The sequence below is a fragment of the Streptomyces sp. NPDC045967 genome (assembly GCF_056430495.1).
Genome location: NZ_JBWKLE010000009.1, coordinates 30579 through 47246 on the forward strand (window position 1 = coordinate 30579; position 16668 = coordinate 47246).

The 16668-nt window shown below is 69.4% G+C and carries 17 protein-coding genes; 9 read left to right on the top strand and 8 right to left on the bottom strand.

Translation table 11 applies throughout. The annotated features are described in order from the left end of the window. Positions 1-38: 38 nt before the first annotated feature. Positions 39-260 carry a hypothetical protein gene (locus AC07FY_RS19160; protein ID WP_479007676.1) on the top strand — a complete coding sequence of 74 codons (222 nt, stop codon included), beginning with the start codon at positions 39-41 and terminating at the stop codon, positions 258-260. A gap of 355 nt (positions 261-615) precedes the next feature. Here the strand turns inward: AC07FY_RS19160 and AC07FY_RS19165 are convergent, their stop codons facing one another. Then, positions 616-1632 (bottom strand): FAD-dependent monooxygenase, encoded by a 1017-nt coding sequence (locus tag AC07FY_RS19165; RefSeq protein WP_479007678.1) that lies wholly within the window; start codon positions 1630-1632, stop codon positions 616-618. A 166-nt stretch (positions 1633-1798) separates the two neighbouring features. Between AC07FY_RS19165 and AC07FY_RS19170 the strand changes: the two genes are divergently transcribed. Then, entirely contained in the window at positions 1799-2398 is a 600-nt protein-coding gene (locus AC07FY_RS19170; RefSeq protein ID WP_479007680.1) for a TetR/AcrR family transcriptional regulator, read from the top strand. Between the two features lie 40 nt (positions 2399-2438). Here the strand turns inward: AC07FY_RS19170 and AC07FY_RS19175 are convergent, their stop codons facing one another. Continuing rightward, complete coding sequence (locus AC07FY_RS19175) at positions 2439-2621, bottom strand: hypothetical protein (protein ID WP_479007999.1); 183 nt, start codon at positions 2619-2621, stop codon at positions 2439-2441. Positions 2622-3424: 803 nt separating this feature from the next. Here AC07FY_RS19175 and AC07FY_RS19180 point away from each other — a divergent pair. After that, entirely contained in the window at positions 3425-4006 is a 582-nt protein-coding gene (locus tag AC07FY_RS19180; protein WP_479007681.1) for a carbonic anhydrase, read from the top strand. An 8-nt stretch (positions 4007-4014) separates the two neighbouring features. Continuing rightward, a complete protein-coding gene (locus tag AC07FY_RS19185) occupies positions 4015-5478 on the top strand; it encodes a SulP family inorganic anion transporter (RefSeq protein WP_479007683.1) in 1464 nt (487 codons plus the stop codon). 591 nt (positions 5479-6069) lie between these two features. On the opposite strand, the gene AC07FY_RS19190 is transcribed toward AC07FY_RS19185, so the two are convergent. Continuing rightward, positions 6070-7107 (bottom strand): magnesium and cobalt transport protein CorA, encoded by a 1038-nt coding sequence (locus AC07FY_RS19190; protein WP_479007685.1) that lies wholly within the window; start codon positions 7105-7107, stop codon positions 6070-6072. Positions 7108-7467: 360 nt separating this feature from the next. On the opposite strand from AC07FY_RS19190, the gene AC07FY_RS19195 reads away from it, so the two are divergent. The 3 genes from AC07FY_RS19195 to AC07FY_RS19205 all read left to right on the top strand — a co-directional run bounded on the left by AC07FY_RS19195 (position 7468) and on the right by AC07FY_RS19205 (position 10673). Continuing rightward, a complete protein-coding gene (locus AC07FY_RS19195; protein ID WP_479007687.1) occupies positions 7468-8613 on the top strand; it encodes a magnesium and cobalt transport protein CorA in 1146 nt (381 codons plus the stop codon). Between the two features lie 357 nt (positions 8614-8970). Next, a complete protein-coding gene (locus tag AC07FY_RS19200; RefSeq protein WP_479007689.1) occupies positions 8971-9606 on the top strand; it encodes a VOC family protein in 636 nt (211 codons plus the stop codon). Between the two features lie 284 nt (positions 9607-9890). Beyond that, positions 9891-10673: a DUF4328 domain-containing protein gene (locus AC07FY_RS19205; RefSeq protein ID WP_479007691.1), complete on the top strand. Its 783-nt coding sequence runs from the start codon at positions 9891-9893 to the stop codon at positions 10671-10673. Positions 10674-10918: 245 nt separating this feature from the next. Here the strand turns inward: AC07FY_RS19205 and AC07FY_RS19210 are convergent, their stop codons facing one another. The 3 genes from AC07FY_RS19210 to AC07FY_RS19220 form a co-directional block, all read right to left on the bottom strand. Next, entirely contained in the window at positions 10919-11644 is a 726-nt protein-coding gene (locus AC07FY_RS19210; protein WP_479007693.1) for a hypothetical protein, read from the bottom strand. A 671-nt stretch (positions 11645-12315) separates the two neighbouring features. After that, positions 12316-12684 (bottom strand): hypothetical protein, encoded by a 369-nt coding sequence (locus AC07FY_RS19215; RefSeq protein ID WP_479007695.1) that lies wholly within the window; start codon positions 12682-12684, stop codon positions 12316-12318. 852 nt (positions 12685-13536) lie between these two features. Then, positions 13537-13674 carry a hypothetical protein gene (locus AC07FY_RS19220; RefSeq protein ID WP_479007697.1) on the bottom strand — a complete coding sequence of 46 codons (138 nt, stop codon included), beginning with the start codon at positions 13672-13674 and terminating at the stop codon, positions 13537-13539. 63 nt (positions 13675-13737) lie between these two features. Between AC07FY_RS19220 and AC07FY_RS19225 the strand changes: the two genes are divergently transcribed. Both AC07FY_RS19225 and AC07FY_RS19230 read left to right on the top strand, forming a co-directional pair. Further along, positions 13738-15006, top strand: coding sequence for a hypothetical protein (locus tag AC07FY_RS19225; protein ID WP_479007699.1), 1269 nt, complete (start codon positions 13738-13740; stop codon positions 15004-15006). Then, positions 14978-15754: a hypothetical protein gene (locus AC07FY_RS19230; protein ID WP_479007701.1), complete on the top strand. Its 777-nt coding sequence runs from the start codon at positions 14978-14980 to the stop codon at positions 15752-15754. Before AC07FY_RS19225 ends, AC07FY_RS19230 begins: the two co-directional genes overlap by 29 nt. Here AC07FY_RS19230 and AC07FY_RS19235 read toward each other — a convergent pair. Further along, entirely contained in the window at positions 15738-15878 is a 141-nt protein-coding gene (locus AC07FY_RS19235) for a hypothetical protein (protein ID WP_479007703.1), read from the bottom strand. The genes AC07FY_RS19230 and AC07FY_RS19235 overlap by 17 nt on opposite strands. Positions 15879-15929: 51 nt before the next feature. Then, complete coding sequence (locus AC07FY_RS19240) at positions 15930-16592, bottom strand: TetR/AcrR family transcriptional regulator (protein WP_479007705.1); 663 nt, start codon at positions 16590-16592, stop codon at positions 15930-15932. Positions 16593-16668 lie beyond the last annotated feature (76 nt).

Here is a 16668-nt window from a genome sequence, read left to right on the forward strand (position 1 = left end):
TGGTCCTGCCTCGGCAGATGAAGGGGGCCGGCGGGAAAGTGACCGCGGAGTTCTACGACGTGGGGTCCCTGCGGCAGTTCGTCGTCGTGTACTGCCACGACACCGCGCAGGTGAAGGGATTCTCGCTCCGGGTCACCGGAGGAACCGGAGAGGGAGGCTGGCGTGTCGACATGCGGGAGCCTGACCCGAAGGACGCGGCGGGGGCTCCCGAGCGGGTTCCGAAGGCGCCCGGGGGCCTCGGCTCGACGACACCGCGCTGAGGTAGTCGGAGTTCTCCTCGCGAGGGGCGTGGTTTCATGGATCGCTTCACGGAGCGACGCCCCTTCTCGTAGGTGAAAACAGACTGGTCAAAACAGGTGCCGGTGCAGCGGACATGAGTGAGTCCGCATCGGCCACTTTCGGCGACCGGCCACCAAGTTCCCCGTGACGGTCGACCCGTCGACGTCCTCGCTGGAGCTCGGCAACCCGGGCACCAAGAACGTAGACGGCACCTTCCGTTGAGGGCTTTGAGGGCTTTGAGGGCTTCGAGGGCTTCATGGGCGGTTGCCTCTGTGTAGCCCTGTCCCGTTCGTCTCTGACAAGTCGTCTGCCCCGCCCACCTCCCTCTTCATCTGGTCAGCGAGGTGATCCGAAGGAAATGGCCGAGGTCAGATGCCGGGCCACTGCCTCCTTGATCTCTGCCGCGTCCGCACCCTCCGCGGCCCAGGCCACGTACCCGTCGGGTCGTACCAGGACGGTCGTTCGGCGGTCGCCCGTCCAGCGTTCCATGGTCAGCCGGCCCTCACGGACACCGGGGCCTTCGTACGTCCCGGGCGTGATCAGTACGAACCGGCCACCGCGCAGGGCCTCGTAGAGCCGCCCGTTCTTCAGGGCGACGTCGGGGACGCGAGTGCCGGTGAGGCGGTGGGCGCCGCGGGGGGCGGGGTAGGCGTAGCCGATCCCGGTGATCTGAGCCAGCGCCTTGCGCTGGACGGGCGGGGCCAGGTCGACGAACGCGGAGACAAGGGCGCGGGCGGCACGCAGCAGCGGATTCCGCGCACGGGCCAGCCGGACCAGTCCGCCACTGCTGCGCAGCACCGCCTTGCCGACCGGGTGGCGCTCGGCCTCGTAGCTGTCGAGGAGCCCTTCGGGCGCCCGGCCCTGGACGGCCGCGGCGAGTTTCCAGCTCAGGTTGGCCGCGTCCTGAAGCCCGGTGTTCATGCCCTGCCCGCCGGCGTCGACCCCCTCGTCGTCCTGACGCAGCCCGACCACCTCGCTCTCGTACGCGAACTCGACCCCAGCCTCCCGGGCCCGCCGCTCCAGGAGCCTCTCGACCTCGTACTGCGGGGTGATGAGCAGGAACGGGAAACGCGAGGGCAGCGTGCTCAGGTCGAGGGAGAGGCGGCGGAAGAGCCGCAGACCGGTGATGGTGTCCCCGGTGGTGAGGAGTTCGTCGGCGAGACCGCGGGCGTCGAGCTGCTCCAGGGTGCGGGCGTGCACTCCGAATGCGCGGGAAAGGTTGCTGGTCTTGCGCGGCCGCTTTTCGACGAGGGTCACGCTGATGCCGGCTGTGGCGAGGTCACCGGCGAGGAGCAGTCCGGTGGGGCCGGATCCGACGACGATCACGGTGCGAAGGGTGGCGGTGCCGTTCATGGTGGCCTCCTGTTGCAGCGTTTGCTTGCCCTTGACCTGGTCAACGTATGTTGGCCAACGCGCGTTGACCAACGTAAAGAGCGCCGAGGGATGTGTCAACAGTTGTTGGCCATCGGTCGTTGGCGAACACTTGTTGACCTACGTCCGTTGGCCTACGCTTGTGGATGTGAACGGCAGCGACAGCACCTTCCCGGTTCCCGGCCCCGGCGCCCTCCGCCGCTCCGACGCCACTCGCGGTGCGATCCTCGCTGCGGCACGCGAGCGCTTCGCGACCGATGGCTACGAGCGGGCCACCATCCGCGCCATCGCCAAGGATGCAAACATCGATCCGTCGATGGTGATGCGCTACTACCGCAACAAGGAGGGCCTCTTCGCGGCGGCCGTCGCCATCGACCTGCGGCTGCCGGACGTGAGCGGGCCGGACCGCCGGCAGGGCGCGGGGCGGATCCTCGTCGAGCACTTCCTCGACATGTGGGAGAACGACGAGGTGCTCACCGCCCTGCTGCGTGTCGGCGTGACCAACCAGGCAGGGGCGGAGCGCATGCAGGGCATTCTGCGAGAACAGCTACTGCCCGCGGCCCGGCAGGTGTGCCCCGACCCCGAGCAGGCCCCGGCGCGGGCGGCACTCATGGCGTCACAGCTGCTGGGGCTGGCGCTCACGCGGTACGTGCTGCGGATGCCGCCGGCGGTGGGACTGGCGCGGGCGGAGATCGTGGCATGGCTGGCACCGACGATCCAGCGGTACCTGACCGCGCCGAGTCCCTGAGCCTTGCCGTCGCCGCGCCTGTTGACGGCTTGTTTGGCCGTCAAGGCGCCGGTGGTGAGGACGCTGCCGGGGATCGCGAGCGGCGACCGTCAGGCGGGCCGCGGCGGAGGGATCGGTCTCGGGTGGGATCCGCGGCAACCGTATGAGCGATGGCCGGCCAGTGGATGGGACTCACGGTGACGTGCGTGACGCGACCCCAGCATCTCTCGAGGGCGGCAGCCAGCGGGGGGAGCTCGCCTTCGAGGTCACGGGCGTAAGGTCACCAGGGCCCGTCCAACCGGCCGGTGAGGATGGTCTTCGGGGTGAGGGCCAAACCGCCGCACTTCCGCCCGGCTCACCCGCTGGCCGGCCTGGCTGAGCTACACCCGGGTACCGGTCCCCGTGGAGATCACACCCCTCCTCACCCGTCTGCGGCACGTAGGCGACGGCAGTGCTCGCACCACCCTCGACCTGGCTGTGGCCGAACACCGGCTGAGGGCATGCCGAGTGCTTGCCCGAAGCGGCGAGCGCCTCGGGTGCCGCACGAGATGAACGACAGGTTCGCGCCAACAACCCTCCCACTTTCGGGCTCTCTTCAGGAGGACACGTTGTGTTAACTGCGCAAACACCTTCGCCGGGTTAACGTGTCTCTTGACCATTCTTTGACTGGTGCTTGGTGCACACAAGAGGTGCCGATCGTGTTGGAGGGATGGATGTTGCGAGGTGAGAAAGCCAGGACTGCGCTCGCGATCCTCACCGCCATCCTGCTCGCCGTCTGCGCCCGGAGCACGCGGCGGCATTCGCACACGCGTACGCGGCCCGTCGTGTCGCAGTCGAAGCCCAGTCCGGAATTGAGTCGTCCGGGTAGGCGCGGCGCGCCGTCACGGGACACGGCGACCGTTGCCTCGGCGGGCCGGCAGGCCTCCGCGCGCACGCGCCACGTCCCAGCGGCGCTCCAGGTCTTCCGCTGCTGACAGGGAAGCAGCGCCTCCCGCTGTCCTGCCCGTCCGACGCGCTGTGATGGCGCGCCAGGAGGAGTGATCACGCATGCAGCCCCTCATCGACAACGCCCGCACGTTCGGACAGCGCCCTGAGGAGTTCGCCAAACTCGCCGAAGGCCAGTCCCCGCAGGTCCTGTTCATCACCTGTTCCGACTCCCGGGTCGTACCGGCCCTGATCACCGGCGCCGCCCCGGGTCAGCTCTTCGAGCTGCGTACCGCGGGCAACATCGTCCCGCCGTACGCCTCCGAACGGCCTACCTCCGAGGCCGCTACGATCGAGTACGCCGTGGAAGTGCTCGGCGTCCAGGACATCGTCGTCTGCGGCCACTCGCACTGCGGCGCCGTCGGTGCGCTGGTGCGCGGCGACGACCTCGATGCCGTACCCGCCGTACGGGACTGGCTCGCGTACGCCGCGAGCCTGCCGGTGTCGGCCGACCCGGACGACCCGGCGGTCGCCGCGTCCGTACAGAACCACCTGCTCGCCCAACTGCTGCGCCTGCGTTCGTACCCCTGTGTGGAGAAGGGGCTGGCCGAGGGGCGGCTTCGGGTGCGCGGCTGGTACTACGAGGTGCACACCGGGGCCGTACTCGAACACCGCGCGGACACCGACACCTTCCAGGCTCTGTGAGCGGCGCCATGAATGCTGTGATCAAGTCTCCCCATCTCAAGCAGGACTTCGCCGCCTCGCTCGTCGTCTTCCTCGTCGCGCTGCCGCTGTGCGTCGGCGTGGCCGTCGCCTCCGGCGTCCCGGCGGAACTGGGCCTGGTCACCGGCATCGTGGGAGGCATCGTCACGGGTCTGATGCGCGGCAGCAGCCTGCAGGTGTCCGGGCCGGCCGCCGGCATGACCGTGCTCGTCTTCGAGGCCGTCCGCCAGTTCGGGCTGGCCGGGCTCGGCGTGATCGTGCTGGCCGCCGGGCTGCTCCAGCTCCTCATGGGCGCACTCAAGCTGGGTCGCTGGTTCCGGGCCATCTCGGTCTCGGTGGTCGAGGGCATGCTGGCCGGCATCGGGCTCGTGATCATTGCGGGCCAGTTGTACGCGGCGGCGGGCCTGAAGGCACCGGCGTCCGGCATCGACAAGATCGTTGGGCTGCCGGAGGCGTTCGTCCGCGCGATCGGCAGTACCGAGGCCCTGGCCTCGCTCGGGGTGGGCGCGGCCACCATCGCGGTGATGGTGCTGTGGAGGCGGATGCCGAAACGCGCCCGGGCGGTGCCGGGCGCGCTCGCGGCGGTGCTGCTGGCCACGCTCGCCTCGCTGGCGTTCGGGCTGCCGGTTGCCACCGTGGAGGTGCAGGGGCTGCTCGGCGCGATCCAGCCGCCGGGGGCCGACGCCTTCGGGCAGCTCGCTCAGCCGGCCGTTCTCGGCACCATCCTCGCGTTCGCGTTGATCGCCTCCGCCGAAAGCCTGTTCAGCGCGGCGGCCGTGGACCGGTTGCACGACGGGCCGCGCACCGAGTACGACAAGGAACTCATGGCGCAGGGGGCCGGCAACACCGTGTGCGGGCTGCTCGGCGCGCTGCCGATGACCGCCGTGATCGTGCGCAGTTCGGCCAACGTCCAGGCGGGCGCGAAGACCAAGGCATCCCGCGTGCTGCACGGCGTGTGGCTGCTGTTGTTCGCGGCGTTCCTGCCGTCCGTCCTGGAGCTGATCCCGCTGCCCGCCCTGGCCGGCATCCTCGTGCACGCCGGTTGGAAGCTCATCCCGTTCCGGCAGGTCGTGCGGCTGTGGTCGGCGTACCGCGGTGAGGCGCTGATCCTCGTGGTCACGGCCGTGGCGATCGTCGCGGTCAACATGTTCGAAGGCGTGCTGATCGGTCTGGCGCTGTCGGTCGCCAAGACCGCCTGGGAGGCCTCGCACGTCAAGCTGGAGGTCATCGACAAGGGCGCCGGCCCCGTCCAGGCGTACCTGTCGGGCAACGCGACCTTCCTGCGGCTGCCGAAGATCCTCGACACCTTGGAGGCGCTGCCCCAGAACCGTCCCGTGGAGCTGGACCTCTCCGGGCTGCACCACGTCGACCACGCCTGCCGCACGGCGCTGGAGAACTGGGCCGAGCGGCACAGCGCGGCCGACACGGAACCGGTGAGAGTCACGGCGCCGTAGGCGCAGGCCGTGCGCCGCGTCATCAGCCGTGGCTGACGGAAGCGGCGCATGGGTCAGTCGGCCCTACGGCTGCGGCCGCCCGGAGTGGTGGGTGGCTGCCCGGCGGGCATCGCCCATCGCCCGGGGACCTGAGGACGGGCAGGGCGTGCGGGACCGTTTGAAGGCCGGGCTGACGGAGCGAACGGGAGGGCCGTCCAAGTCCTCGCAGACTCCGGCCTCCTCCTCGAAAGCGAGCCATGCCCCGGACGCCGCCGCGAGGCTTTTGCCTCCGGCCGGACCTTCCTCTTCCACAGCTCGATCGCGTGCTCGTCACGCTCATCGAAGCCGTGCACCCAGGGACCCTTGCCGCGTTCCTCCTCGAGCACGGCGAGGGGAGTCGGGGAGTTCGCGGGCCCCGCCGAGCGCGGAGCCTGCATGCCGCCCTCACACCAGGCCCGACGCCAGCGTTCCACTGACCACACACTCACCCGCAGGTCTCGCGATCACCGCGGCCTTCTCACAGGAATGCGGCCTGGAGCTCCGCGCCGCCGGAACACGTCGCAGCGGCAGGCCGGACGGGGCAGGGCGTTGCGCGAGGAGCGGGCCGGGCTGCTAGAGCCATTTGTTGCGGCGCAGGGCCCGGTAGACGACCGTGCAGGCGGTCACGATGAGCACCCAGACGGCCGGGTAGCCGTACGGGGACTTCAGCTCGGGCATGTACTCGAAGTTCATGCCGTAGACGCCGACGATCATGGTGGGGACAGCGATGAGGGCGGCCCAGGCGCTGATGCGGCGCATGTCGGCGTTCTGCTGGACGCCGAGTTGGGCGATGCTGGCGCTGAGCATGCCGGTGATCAGCTCGTCGAAGGACAGGATCTGTTCGCTGACCCGCTGGTGATGGTCGGCCACGTCCCTGAAGTACGTGGCGACCTTCGACGGGATCCCGGGGACCGCGCCCTCGCTGAGGCGCTGCAGGGCGCCGGCGAGCGGCATCACGGCGCGCTTGAATTCGAGGAGCTCGCGCTTGAGCTGGTAGATCCGCCCGGCGTCCACGGGACGGTCGGGGGAGAAGACCTCGCTCTCCAGGGAGTCGACGTCGCCGGCGAAGGCGTCCGCGACCTCGATGTAGCGGTCGACGACCATGTCCGCCACGGCGTGCAGGACGGCCGCGGGTCCGCAGCCCAGTTGCTGCGGATCGTCCTGGAGCCGCCGGCGCACGTCGTCCAGCGGCGGGGCGCTGCCGTGGCGGACGGTGATCGCGTAGCCGGGGCCGGCGAAGACCATGATCTCGCCGGTGTCGACGATCTCGCTGGTCGCGGTGAGCTTGTCGTGGTCGACGTAGACGATCGTCTTCAGCACGAGGAACAGCATGTCGTCATAGCGTTCCAGCTTGGGCCGCTGGTGGGCGTGGACGGCGTCCTCTACGGCGAGGGGGTGCAGGCCGAAGGCCGCGGCGACTTCCTGGAGCTGCTCCTGGGTGGGCTCGTACAGGCCGATCCACGCGAACCGGCCCTCCTGCGGGTCTATGCGCTTCATGACCGTGTCCAGGGTCACCTGGCCGGGGATGCGGTGCCCGTCCTCGTAGAGCGCGCAGTCCACCACCGCCGATGGCAGACCCGCACCACGTTCGCCACCCCGCTCCGCCGCCATGTGCTGCCTCGTGTCCTTCGTCCGATACGTAGGGTTGCAACCTACCCGCGACGAGCAGGTGATCACCCGCGCCGCTGATCGCAGCCGGCGCCAGTGGAGTGCCGGCCCCTGCACCTCCCTGCCGGTGAGCGCTGCGCGGAGAGGTCCCCGGCGTCCTGAATGCGGGTATATCCTGCCCGATGGCCTATGTCCCGCGTGTACCGAAAGGCAGGTGAGTTCCCCGATGTGTGGCGAACCTCCCAGTCGTGCGCCGCGGGACGCTGCCATGACCGGCCTCTGACCGGACCTGCAGGCGGCGTCTGCGGCGTGCTGTGCGCATCCCTCACACCTGCTGCTTCCTGTCCGCGGAAGGACCCTGCCGTGTCCGAGCGTCGTCTGCGTGCTCTGCGCGCGTTCACCAAGCCCGCCAAGCGCCCCGCCGAGCCCCGCCCCGACTCTGGGCAGCCCGCGCAGGCCGCCTCGGCCGGGCAGCAGCCACCCAACGGGAACAGTGTGGTCACCGCCGCGATCTACCACGACGGCGTTCGTACCAGCACCCATGACTCCCTGGCCGCGACCTTCGGCAAGCTCCGCGAGTCGGAAGGGGGCATGGCGTGGATCGGCCTGCACCGGCCGACCGAGGCAGAGCTGCTGTCCGTCGCCGAGGAGTTCGACCTGCACCCCCTCGCCGTCGAGGACGCCTTGGAGGCCCATCAGCGGCCCAAGCTGGAACGTTACGGCGACACCCTCTTCGTCGTCCTGCGTGCCGCCCGCTACCTCGACGCCGCCGAAGAGGTCGACTTCGGCGAGCTCCACGTCTTCGTCGGATCCGACTTCGTCATCACCGTCCGCCACGGCGCCGCCCCCGACCTGGCAGCTGTCCGGCGCCGGATGGAAGGCAGCCCTGATCTCCTCAAGCGCGGACCCGAGGCCGTCCTGTACGCGATCCTCGACGCAGTCGTCGACGGCTACGCCCCCGTCGTGGCCGGCGTGGAGAACGATGTCGACGAGATCGAAACGGAGGTCTTCAGCGGAGACCCGAAGGTCTCCCGCCGCATCTACGAACTCTCCCGCGAAGTGGTCGAATTCGCCCGCGCGACCCGGCCCCTGACCCGGATCCTCGAAGGACTCTCGGCCGGATTCGAGAAGTACGGCATCGACGAGGAGCTCCGCCGCTACCTGCGCGACGTCGCCGACCACGCCACCCACGTGACCGAACGCGTCGACGGCTTCCGCCTCGCGCTCCAAGACATCCTCGCTGTCAACGCCACCCTGGTCAGCCAGCAGCAGAACGAGGAGATGAAGCAACTGGCCCAGGCCGGCCACGCGCAGAACGAGGAGATCAAGAAGATCTCCTCGTGGGCCGCCATCCTCTTCGCCCCGACGCTGGTCGGCACCATCTACGGCATGAACTTCGAGACCATGCCAGAACTCGGCTGGGTCCTTGGCTACCCCTTCGCCGTCGCTCTGATGGCCCTCGTGTGCCTCACCCTGTACGTGATCTTCAAGCGACGCGACTGGCTCTGACACCGCAGGGAGGGCCGTACAGAACCGGGATACGCCCCCTCCCGGTGTCCGCCATGGAATCTCCAGCGGCTTCCGGTCGGCGAACCCGAACCCTCGATGGCGGTGAGGTCGGGGCAGAAGCTCAGCGACGGCCGTGCGGATGGCGCCGCGGCTGACCCCGTGGTCGCGGGCGAGGGCGGCGATCGAGCGAAGCGCGGGCCTCGCCGAGGCGGCGGCGCTGCTGCCCGGCTTCGGCCGGGCCTTCCACGCCGGGATGGCGATGATGGATCGATCCACGGTTCAATGCCCCGGCGGACGCGACCGGGGCGGCGGGCGTGGCGTCGGGGTTTGTGCGGGTTGTCGGGTGATGATGGCGCCGTGCGACTTGATCACGTGTCCTATGCGGTGGCCCGCGACAGCTTCGTTTCTACCGTCCAGAGGATCGGATCGGCCCTCGGCGCCGGGTTCGTCGACGGGGGCGTGCACCCGCGCTTCGGCACCCGCAATTTCATTCTCCCGCTGAGCGGCGGCACCTTCGTCGAGGTCGTCACCACACTCGACCACCCCGCCGCCGACCGCGCACCCTTCGGCCAGGCGGTCGCGCGCCGCGCCGCCGAGGGCGGCGGCTGGCTCGGTTGGGTGGTCTCCGTCGACGACATCGCCCCGGTCGAGGCCCGCCTCGGCCGCACCTCGGCCGAGGGGCACCGTGTCCGCCCCGACGGGTTTGACCTGAGGTGGAAGCAGATCGGTCTGCTGGAACTGCTGGAGGACCCGCAACTGCCCTACTTCCTGCAGTGGTTGGTCCCCGTCGAGGAGCGCCCGAGCGCTGACCCGCGCACCTCCACCAGCATCCGCGGGGTCTCCATCGCCGGCGACGCCGCCTCCATCGCCGAATTCCTCGGCGAACCGGCCGACCACCCCCTCGACCAGATCGACGTCACCTGGGTCGAGGATGAGGAACCGGGCCTGGTCTCGGTCGAGTTCGCCACCGCCCACGGCCCGGTCACGATCTGACCAGGGCCCGACTGCCCCGCAGGTGCAGCCGGCTGCGGCCCAAGCAGGCGCGTGAACCCATGACGTGGGCTCTGCGGTCACCAGGTGCGGGCCGGTTCGAGGGCCGCCGAGGTGACTCTGGTCCCGCTCTGGGCGGGGGCGTCCGGCCCGCCGGCATCCACACCTTCTGACCAGCGGAAATCGTCTGGACGGCGGGCATGGGACCGGCATATCTTCTCCGGGGCCCCCACCCGCCGGGCGAGGGCCGTCCGTATGTCATCCATTCCCGTGGGGGGTCCACCGTCATGTCCTTCAGCGCGCCCAGCTCACAGCCGCCTCCGCAGCCGGGCCCAGCCCCCTACGAGGCTCCCCAGCACGGGTACCCCTATCCCGGCGGGCCCGTCTACGCGGCTCCGCCGGTGCCGCAGGCTGTGCTGCGCTCCCCGAAGGGCCTTGCGACGGCCCTGAGCTGGCTGCTCGGCGCCGCAGCCGCGGTGCACCTGTTCTCCGCCGGCGCCGGTGCCTACGAGCAGTCGTGGTTGCAGGGGTTCGCGGGGGACACCCACTTCGACGACCTCGAACTCGGCCTGTCTCCCGCGCTCACGATCCTGGCCGGAGTGCTCCAGTTCCTCATCGTGCTGCCTACGGTCGTCGTCTTCATCGTGTGGTTCCACCGTGTGCGGAGCAACGGCGGCGTCTTCCGCCCTGACGGCTTCACCCTGGGCCGCGGCTGGGCCATAGGCGCCTGGTTCGTCCCTGTGGCGAACCTGTTCCTGCCCCACCGGATCGCGCGGCAGACCTGGCGGGCCAGCACCCAGCGCGGCCCCGACGGTTCCGACCGCACGGCGCCCACCGCCCTGCTGACGTCCTGGTGGGTGGTCTGGGTCCTCGCGGCGATCGTGGGCCGCGTCTTCAGCAAGATCTACATGGCGGCCGACACCGTGGACGAGCTGCTGTCGGCGGGATTGCTCGGGATCGCCGCCGACCTGGTCACCGTGATCGCCGGCGTACTGGCCGTCCTCTTCGTCCGCAGGCTGACGGCGATGCAGAACACCATGGCGACCGAGGGCCCGTACGCGCAGGCATGACGGAGCCGGCGCCCACACCCGGACGGCCGCGGCGGCCCTGCCGATGAGGAGTCGTTACCGGCCGGTGGCGGCGGTTCCGGAGCCGCGGCGGCGCCTGTCGGATGCCGTGTGCTCGGCGAGGCCGATGGCAGACGTACCGCGTCAGACTGCGCACCGCCACCGTCCCACCGGGCCGCGCAGCTTGCCTCGTTGGTCCTCCCGGCTCTTGCGTTCCGCCCAAGAGGAGGGCTCTTCCCGCTCGAGGCTCACGTCTTGTTCCGGGGGCGGGGCACGGTGAGATAGGGCCTGTGAGTACCGGAGCCCGTCGATACCCTGAGGACGGTTCCGTACCGGGCGCGGAGGTCCGCGATGGACGGCGGACGGACCGGGTCGGTGGCGCAGCGGGAGTACGGGATGGTGTCGGCAGGGCATGAGCGATCGTCCACGGCCCGTGGCGCCTGCGGCGGACCGCCGGGCAGAGGCGGATAGTCCCAACCGACGGACAGATCCCCCGTCTCCGAACTCAGGTCCGGCGCCGGCATCAGGAGCCCGCCCATCTCCTGGGGGAAAACACCTTGCTGCCGGTGGTACATCAGCGCGTAGTCCAGGGATCCTCCTGAGGCGCTCCCGGGCCCGTTGATGTTCTTCGACCAGGTGGTGATGTCCGAGGCGCCGATGCGGCGCAGGACCTCGGTGATGTCGCCCTCGACCCCGTACACGGCATCTGCGCTCATCGAACAGGACATCAGGTGGACGGTGGCCTCCTTCTTGAAGCCCCCGTCACTCGGTCCGGTGCACACGTCAGAGATCGTTGTGAAGCCCGGGCGCAGTCCCTCGATCCCGTCGAAGCGGTCCAGCAGCGTCCGGAGCCTCAACTCCTCGGCCCTCCGTTTCTGCTGCGCATCGGCGGTGGTGGCCATGGCGCGCAGCTCCCCGTCATCGGGGAGCGCTGAGCAGCCGCCCGTCAGGGCGGCGGCACTCAGTGCTGCCATGACGCCCGCCAGGCGCCTGCTGGTTCCCCTCGCCCGTCGCATCCCCGCCCCGTTCCATCGGTTCCGGGGCCCATCCTCGTGCCCGGCTGGACATCGGTGCATGAGTACGCGTACTCACCTGCAGCGAGCGCCTGGGGGACGAAGGACCCGGCGGGTGATCGAGGCGGCGCACGAGCGCGCGATCCAGCGGATGCTGCAGTGGACCGAAGAAGGGGTGGCGCAGCCGCCCACGCCCCCGCGTGACAGCCCCGTGCCCTGTGGGGGCGGCTGCACGCCGGCCTGGGGTCGTACGAGCTTGGCCTGAAGCGCGGCCAGCTGCCGCATAGATCGGGTCCCGAGGGCTCGGCCGGGTCGCTGGTGCTGAACCGGCGCAGCGCGGTGAGGCTGAGCCTGGCCGGGTCGATGGTGGCGGCCGACGGACGCGGTCGGACTCGGCCTCAACCTTGTAGCCGAGCTCCGAAGGCCGCCTTCATCCTGCGCGCGACGGGTAAGAGCTGCAGTGCCCGGTCCTGGGCGCCGTCTATGCCGACGGCTCCGCACCTTTGAAACCGGACGCCGCCGGCCGGCTCGCCGACCTGGTCACGAAAGTCAGCGGGACACCGCCATCGACTGGGGGCCGCTGGAACAGATTGCGGGACGGATCATGCACGTCCGGGGCGAGACCGGGCGGATCAACGCAGGCACATCCAATCCGGTGAGTCGACGCCTGTGAACTTGTTCCAGGCCAGGCAGTGTGCTTGGGACTGTGGACCGAGGTCATCCCAGACCCCGCGCAGATCGAACCCCTCGTCCCAGGCGTTGAGGAGGGCCTCGAGAAAACCGGTGGCGACCCATGCCCCGTCTGCCTCGGCGCCGTCCGTCAGCACCTGCTCGAGAAGATCCAGCACCTGCTTGCGCTGATTGTGCGTCAGCTTGGCTGCGCGGGCAGCGAATACCCCGCCGAACGCGGCCAGCAGAAAAGTGGGTGGGAGATCGTCATCGACGATGACCAGCTCATCGCTGACCGTCAGGAGGTCGTGCCACCACGGGGGCATCGTCATCGTTGTCCTCCTGGCGCTCGGCCATGGTTCCTGATGTGGCCGCGGGGCCGCTGCGGTGGACGTGTACGGCTCGACCGCCGAGGTGTGTGAATACAGATGATCACACAGAGGTCAGCCGTTCGAGAAGGGGGCTCCCGAGTTCGTCGCAGTAGAGAATTCCGCGCTGTCGTGGAGCAGGGCTTCGGCTACTCGGTGGGTTTGCATCTCTGGTGCTCCCCGCCCACGTGAGCGCGTCGCGAAACGCGTCGGCCGCCCCGGTCGGCAGATCGCTGTCGCCAGGGCGGGCAGGAGAATGAGCAGGGCGTTCGGGTCGTGGACTCTGTTTTCGTCGACGGAGACGTGCGCAAGGACTGTGTCGATGCGCATGACCGCGTGTGCGGAAGCGTCGTCCATGAACCCGTCGTTCTCATCGGCCCCCGTGACCAGCGGCAACGGCTGGGCGGGGGTCGTTGTACTGGGCGGCGCGCTGTGTCCAGCCCGGGCCTTCCTTCAACGCCGCAGTAGAGCGAATGACCCAGGGCCTTTGTCGGATCGCATTGCCATGGGAGAGCACTCCCCGGGGAACGGCCACTTCCGCTCTTCCCTCTCTCGGGCAGCAGCCGGCAGCACCTACCGCATGAGTCCGGCCCGTGAATGCGCGGCGTCCCAACCTCGCACACTGCAGCAAAGATTTCCACCGTGAATGCGATTCGCGATGAACTCACCAGCCACATCCAGCACGGGGTTATTCCGCATTCAATTATGCCTACAGTACCCGTCGCGCAGCGCATACCGGCGTCTCAACGGCGCATGGAACATCAAGGAGATCTGGGGTGAGGACCTGAAACGCCCTCCCGTCCCGGAGCTCAACCTCTACCTGTGCGTCTGGGCGTTGGTGGGAGCGATGTCGGGGGTGCAGCCGTTGCCGAGGACGCAGATCCGCAGATCGACGCCCGTCTGCGCGAGGCGGGTCGCCTGAGTCGCCGCCTCTTCGGTGGGGCGGTCATTCATGGCGTGCGGCACGGGCCTGCACAATGGCGTCGACCAGTTGTTCCCTCCTCGAAGGGTCGCGCCATGGATGACGCCTCAACGCCGCACGGGTGGCCGACGCCCCGCGCGACCACCGCTCCGGCCGCCGAGGCCCGCATCGTGAGTGGGGGCAACGTCCTGGTCGCGCCTTCGGGGTTGTCCGGCGAGGAGCTGGTCAGGGAGTTCTTCGGGACCGTGATCACGCCGGAGGAGCTGGCTTCCGGTGCGGCCGGCCTGGCGGGGAAGACCGTGTACCTGTGCGGTGATGTTTCCGGGATCAGCGGTCGTCAAATGGGGTCCGCGGCAAGGGTCTTCGTCGTCCGGGAGCTGTCGCACGGGTACGGCGGCGGGCCGTGGGCCTCCGTGGGAATCGGCCGCGTTCCCCTGCTCGTCCATGGCGTCGGCGTGTACTACCGCCGCTTCTTCGATCCCGGTGAGGATCACTTCGGTCGGATCCGCGCGGAGCACGTGTTCCAGTCGTTGACGGAGTCCACCAAGCCGGGAACGGCGCATCGCAGCGGGATCTACCTGACGCCCGTCACCCGAAGCGGGGACGACGACCTGCACTTCCGCCTGCTCCGGTGCTCGACGAACCTCTCGGGACCGACGGAGGGTTTCGGCCCGACCGACACGCACATCGTCGAGGCCCTGAACCGGGAGGCCGGCGCCGTCTTCCGCGACCAGGCTCCGCTCAACCACGTCCTCGCGCAGATCTACCACAACGCCCGTGCGTCGCCGGGGCGCAAGCAGTCCAAGGCGAAGATCTCGGCGCACGCCGACAAGACGAAGGACATGCCTGTCAACGGCATCATGGCCTTCTGCACCTTCTACGACGGGCTCGACAGGCTGCAGCCCCTGCCCGAGGACCCCTTCGACCGCGGGGTGAAGGGCGTCAGCGGGCTGACCCGACTCCGCTTCCGCCTCAAGGACCCGGCCGAAGGGGCGCGACGTCCCGCACAGTTCACGGTCACGCTCCACCCCGGCTCCGTGTTCTTCATGCCGCTGTCCACGAACCGGCTGTACACGCACGAGATCCGACCCTCGCCCCTGGATGCCGAGCTGCTGCCGACCCGCCTGGGGTACGTGGTGCGCTGCTCGGACACCGAGGCCGTCCACCGGAACGGCCGTACCTTCCTCAAGGCGGCCGGGGAACTGATGCCGCTGCAACCGCCCACACCGGCGGGTATGACGGAGCTGCGCAGGCTGTACGCGGAGGAGAACCGGACCTCGTCCTTCATCGACTACCGCGACGCGTTCCACTTCAGCATGAACGAAGGAGACTACCGTGCCCCTCGGGTCCCGGATCTCGGATGAGATCATCTCGCGCGCGGTCCCGGCCGGGGGCGACCTCTTTGCGGAGCTGTCGGCGTCGACGCGTTGGGAAGACGTGGGCAAGGGCCGACAGGGCGCCGTACTCACCCGAATCGAGGGGGCCGCCGACTCCGGCGTCCCCCTCGTCCGCACGACCACTCCATACGGCAGCCCGGCTCAGCCTTTCGGGCCGGTGCACGAACGGCTGGCCCAGCAGGTCCAGGAAGATGCGGGGCTGCCGGTCGGTTTCAACAACGCGCTCATCGAGCGCTACACGAACGCCTACAGGACCATGGGCAGCCACTGCGACCAGGCCCTCGACCTGGCCGACGGGACGTTCATCGCCGTCTTCTCCTGCTACGAGTTCCCCGAGGCGGGCCCGCTCAGGAAGCTGGTCGTCGAATCGAAGGAGTCAGACGCGGGGCAGTTCGAGATCCTCCTGACCCACCACAGCGTCGTCGCGTTCTCCGTCGACGCGAACCGGCGGTTCCGGCACAAGATCGTGGCGGAAACACCCGTCCCGGCGGCGGACAACACATGGCTGGGCGTGACCTTCCGAACTTCGAAGACCCTTCTCCGCTTCCACGACGGCCACGCGTACCTCCCCCAGGGCCCGCGCCTCTCCCTGGCCGACGATGACCAAAGGCGCGAGTTCTACGCCCTGCGCCGCCGCGAAAACCAGGAGACAAGCTTCACCTACCCCGTACTGACCTACACCCTCAGCCCCAGCGACCTCACCCCACCCACCTGACCACCCCAGGAGGCACCGTTGCGCTGCCCAGCCTGCTCGGGATGTTCTCGCCGCCCCCGATGACGAAGCCCTCCTCGCCGGACGGGTCCTCGCTCAGCACGCAGACGTACGACGGCCACCGCATGCTCGTTCCCACCCCGCCCGAACCGGGGGCGGAGGCTCGGCTCCATCGTCGTCATGGGCCACATGGGCATGGAAGTGGACAGGTCACGGTGTCTGCGTGCTGCCCGGAGTCGGTGGTGGTGAAGATGCGGTCGAGGTGGTGGTGGAGTACGGCGATGGCTGCCCCGGGTGTCCGTTGGCCGACGAGGATGCTGGTGCCCATGGTCGCGGTCATGGCGAGCAGGCTGATGGCCTCGGTGCGTGCGTCGGCTCCGGGATCGGCTGAGCCGGCTTCCTGCGCCTCTTCGAGGAGTCGGGTCACGGCGTTTTCCGCGGCGTCGGGGTTGTCGATGAAGGGCTGGGAGGCGAGCGCCTCGTCGGTCACGGACAGGATCGAGTAGGAGCTGTACAGGAGGTGGAAGGTCCGGCTCTCCTGGTCGGTCGGCAAGGATGCCAGCAGCAGCGCCTCGATCCTCGCGCGTGGGCCCGGACCGGGACCGGCGGCGGCCAGGCGGGCGCCCACGCGGGCGGTGAAGCGGTCGGTCAGGTGCTGGAGTCCGTGGAAGAGCAGCTTCTCCTTGGTCTCGAAGTAGTACTGCACGAGCCGGAGGGATACGCCGGCCTCGGCGGCCACGTCGCGCATGCCGACGGCATGCAGCCCTCGCCGCCCTGCGACTTGGATGAGCGCTTCGGCGATCTGGGTGCGCCGTTCCTCGTGGTCCACGCGCTTTGGCATCGGTGCTGTCTCCGGCCGTGGGTGGGGTGGGTGGTTCAGGGCTCACCGTCCGGCTCGCCTCGAACATCTTCATGGT

Excerpts from the sequence above, each read along its gene's own strand:
- AC07FY_RS19165 (WP_479007678.1), bottom strand. The coding sequence starts at position 1,632 with ATGAACGGCACCGCCACCCTTCGCACCGTGATCGTCGTCGGATCCGGC.
- AC07FY_RS19180 (WP_479007681.1), top strand. The coding sequence starts at position 3,425 with ATGCAGCCCCTCATCGACAACGCCCGCACGTTCGGACAGCGCCCTGAG.
- AC07FY_RS19185 (WP_479007683.1), top strand. The coding sequence starts at position 4,015 with ATGAATGCTGTGATCAAGTCTCCCCATCTCAAGCAGGACTTCGCCGCC.
- AC07FY_RS19190 (WP_479007685.1), bottom strand. The coding sequence starts at position 7,107 with ATGGCGGCGGAGCGGGGTGGCGAACGTGGTGCGGGTCTGCCATCGGCG.
- AC07FY_RS19205 (WP_479007691.1), top strand. The coding sequence starts at position 9,891 with ATGTCCTTCAGCGCGCCCAGCTCACAGCCGCCTCCGCAGCCGGGCCCA.
- AC07FY_RS19210 (WP_479007693.1), bottom strand. The coding sequence starts at position 11,644 with ATGGCAGCACTGAGTGCCGCCGCCCTGACGGGCGGCTGCTCAGCGCTC.
- AC07FY_RS19215 (WP_479007695.1), bottom strand. The coding sequence starts at position 12,684 with ATGACGATGCCCCCGTGGTGGCACGACCTCCTGACGGTCAGCGATGAG.
- AC07FY_RS19220 (WP_479007697.1), bottom strand. The coding sequence starts at position 13,674 with ATGAATGACCGCCCCACCGAAGAGGCGGCGACTCAGGCGACCCGCCTC.
- AC07FY_RS19225 (WP_479007699.1), top strand. The coding sequence starts at position 13,738 with ATGGATGACGCCTCAACGCCGCACGGGTGGCCGACGCCCCGCGCGACC.
- AC07FY_RS19235 (WP_479007703.1), bottom strand. The coding sequence starts at position 15,878 with ATGCGGTGGCCGTCGTACGTCTGCGTGCTGAGCGAGGACCCGTCCGGC.
- AC07FY_RS19240 (WP_479007705.1), bottom strand. The coding sequence starts at position 16,592 with ATGCCAAAGCGCGTGGACCACGAGGAACGGCGCACCCAGATCGCCGAA.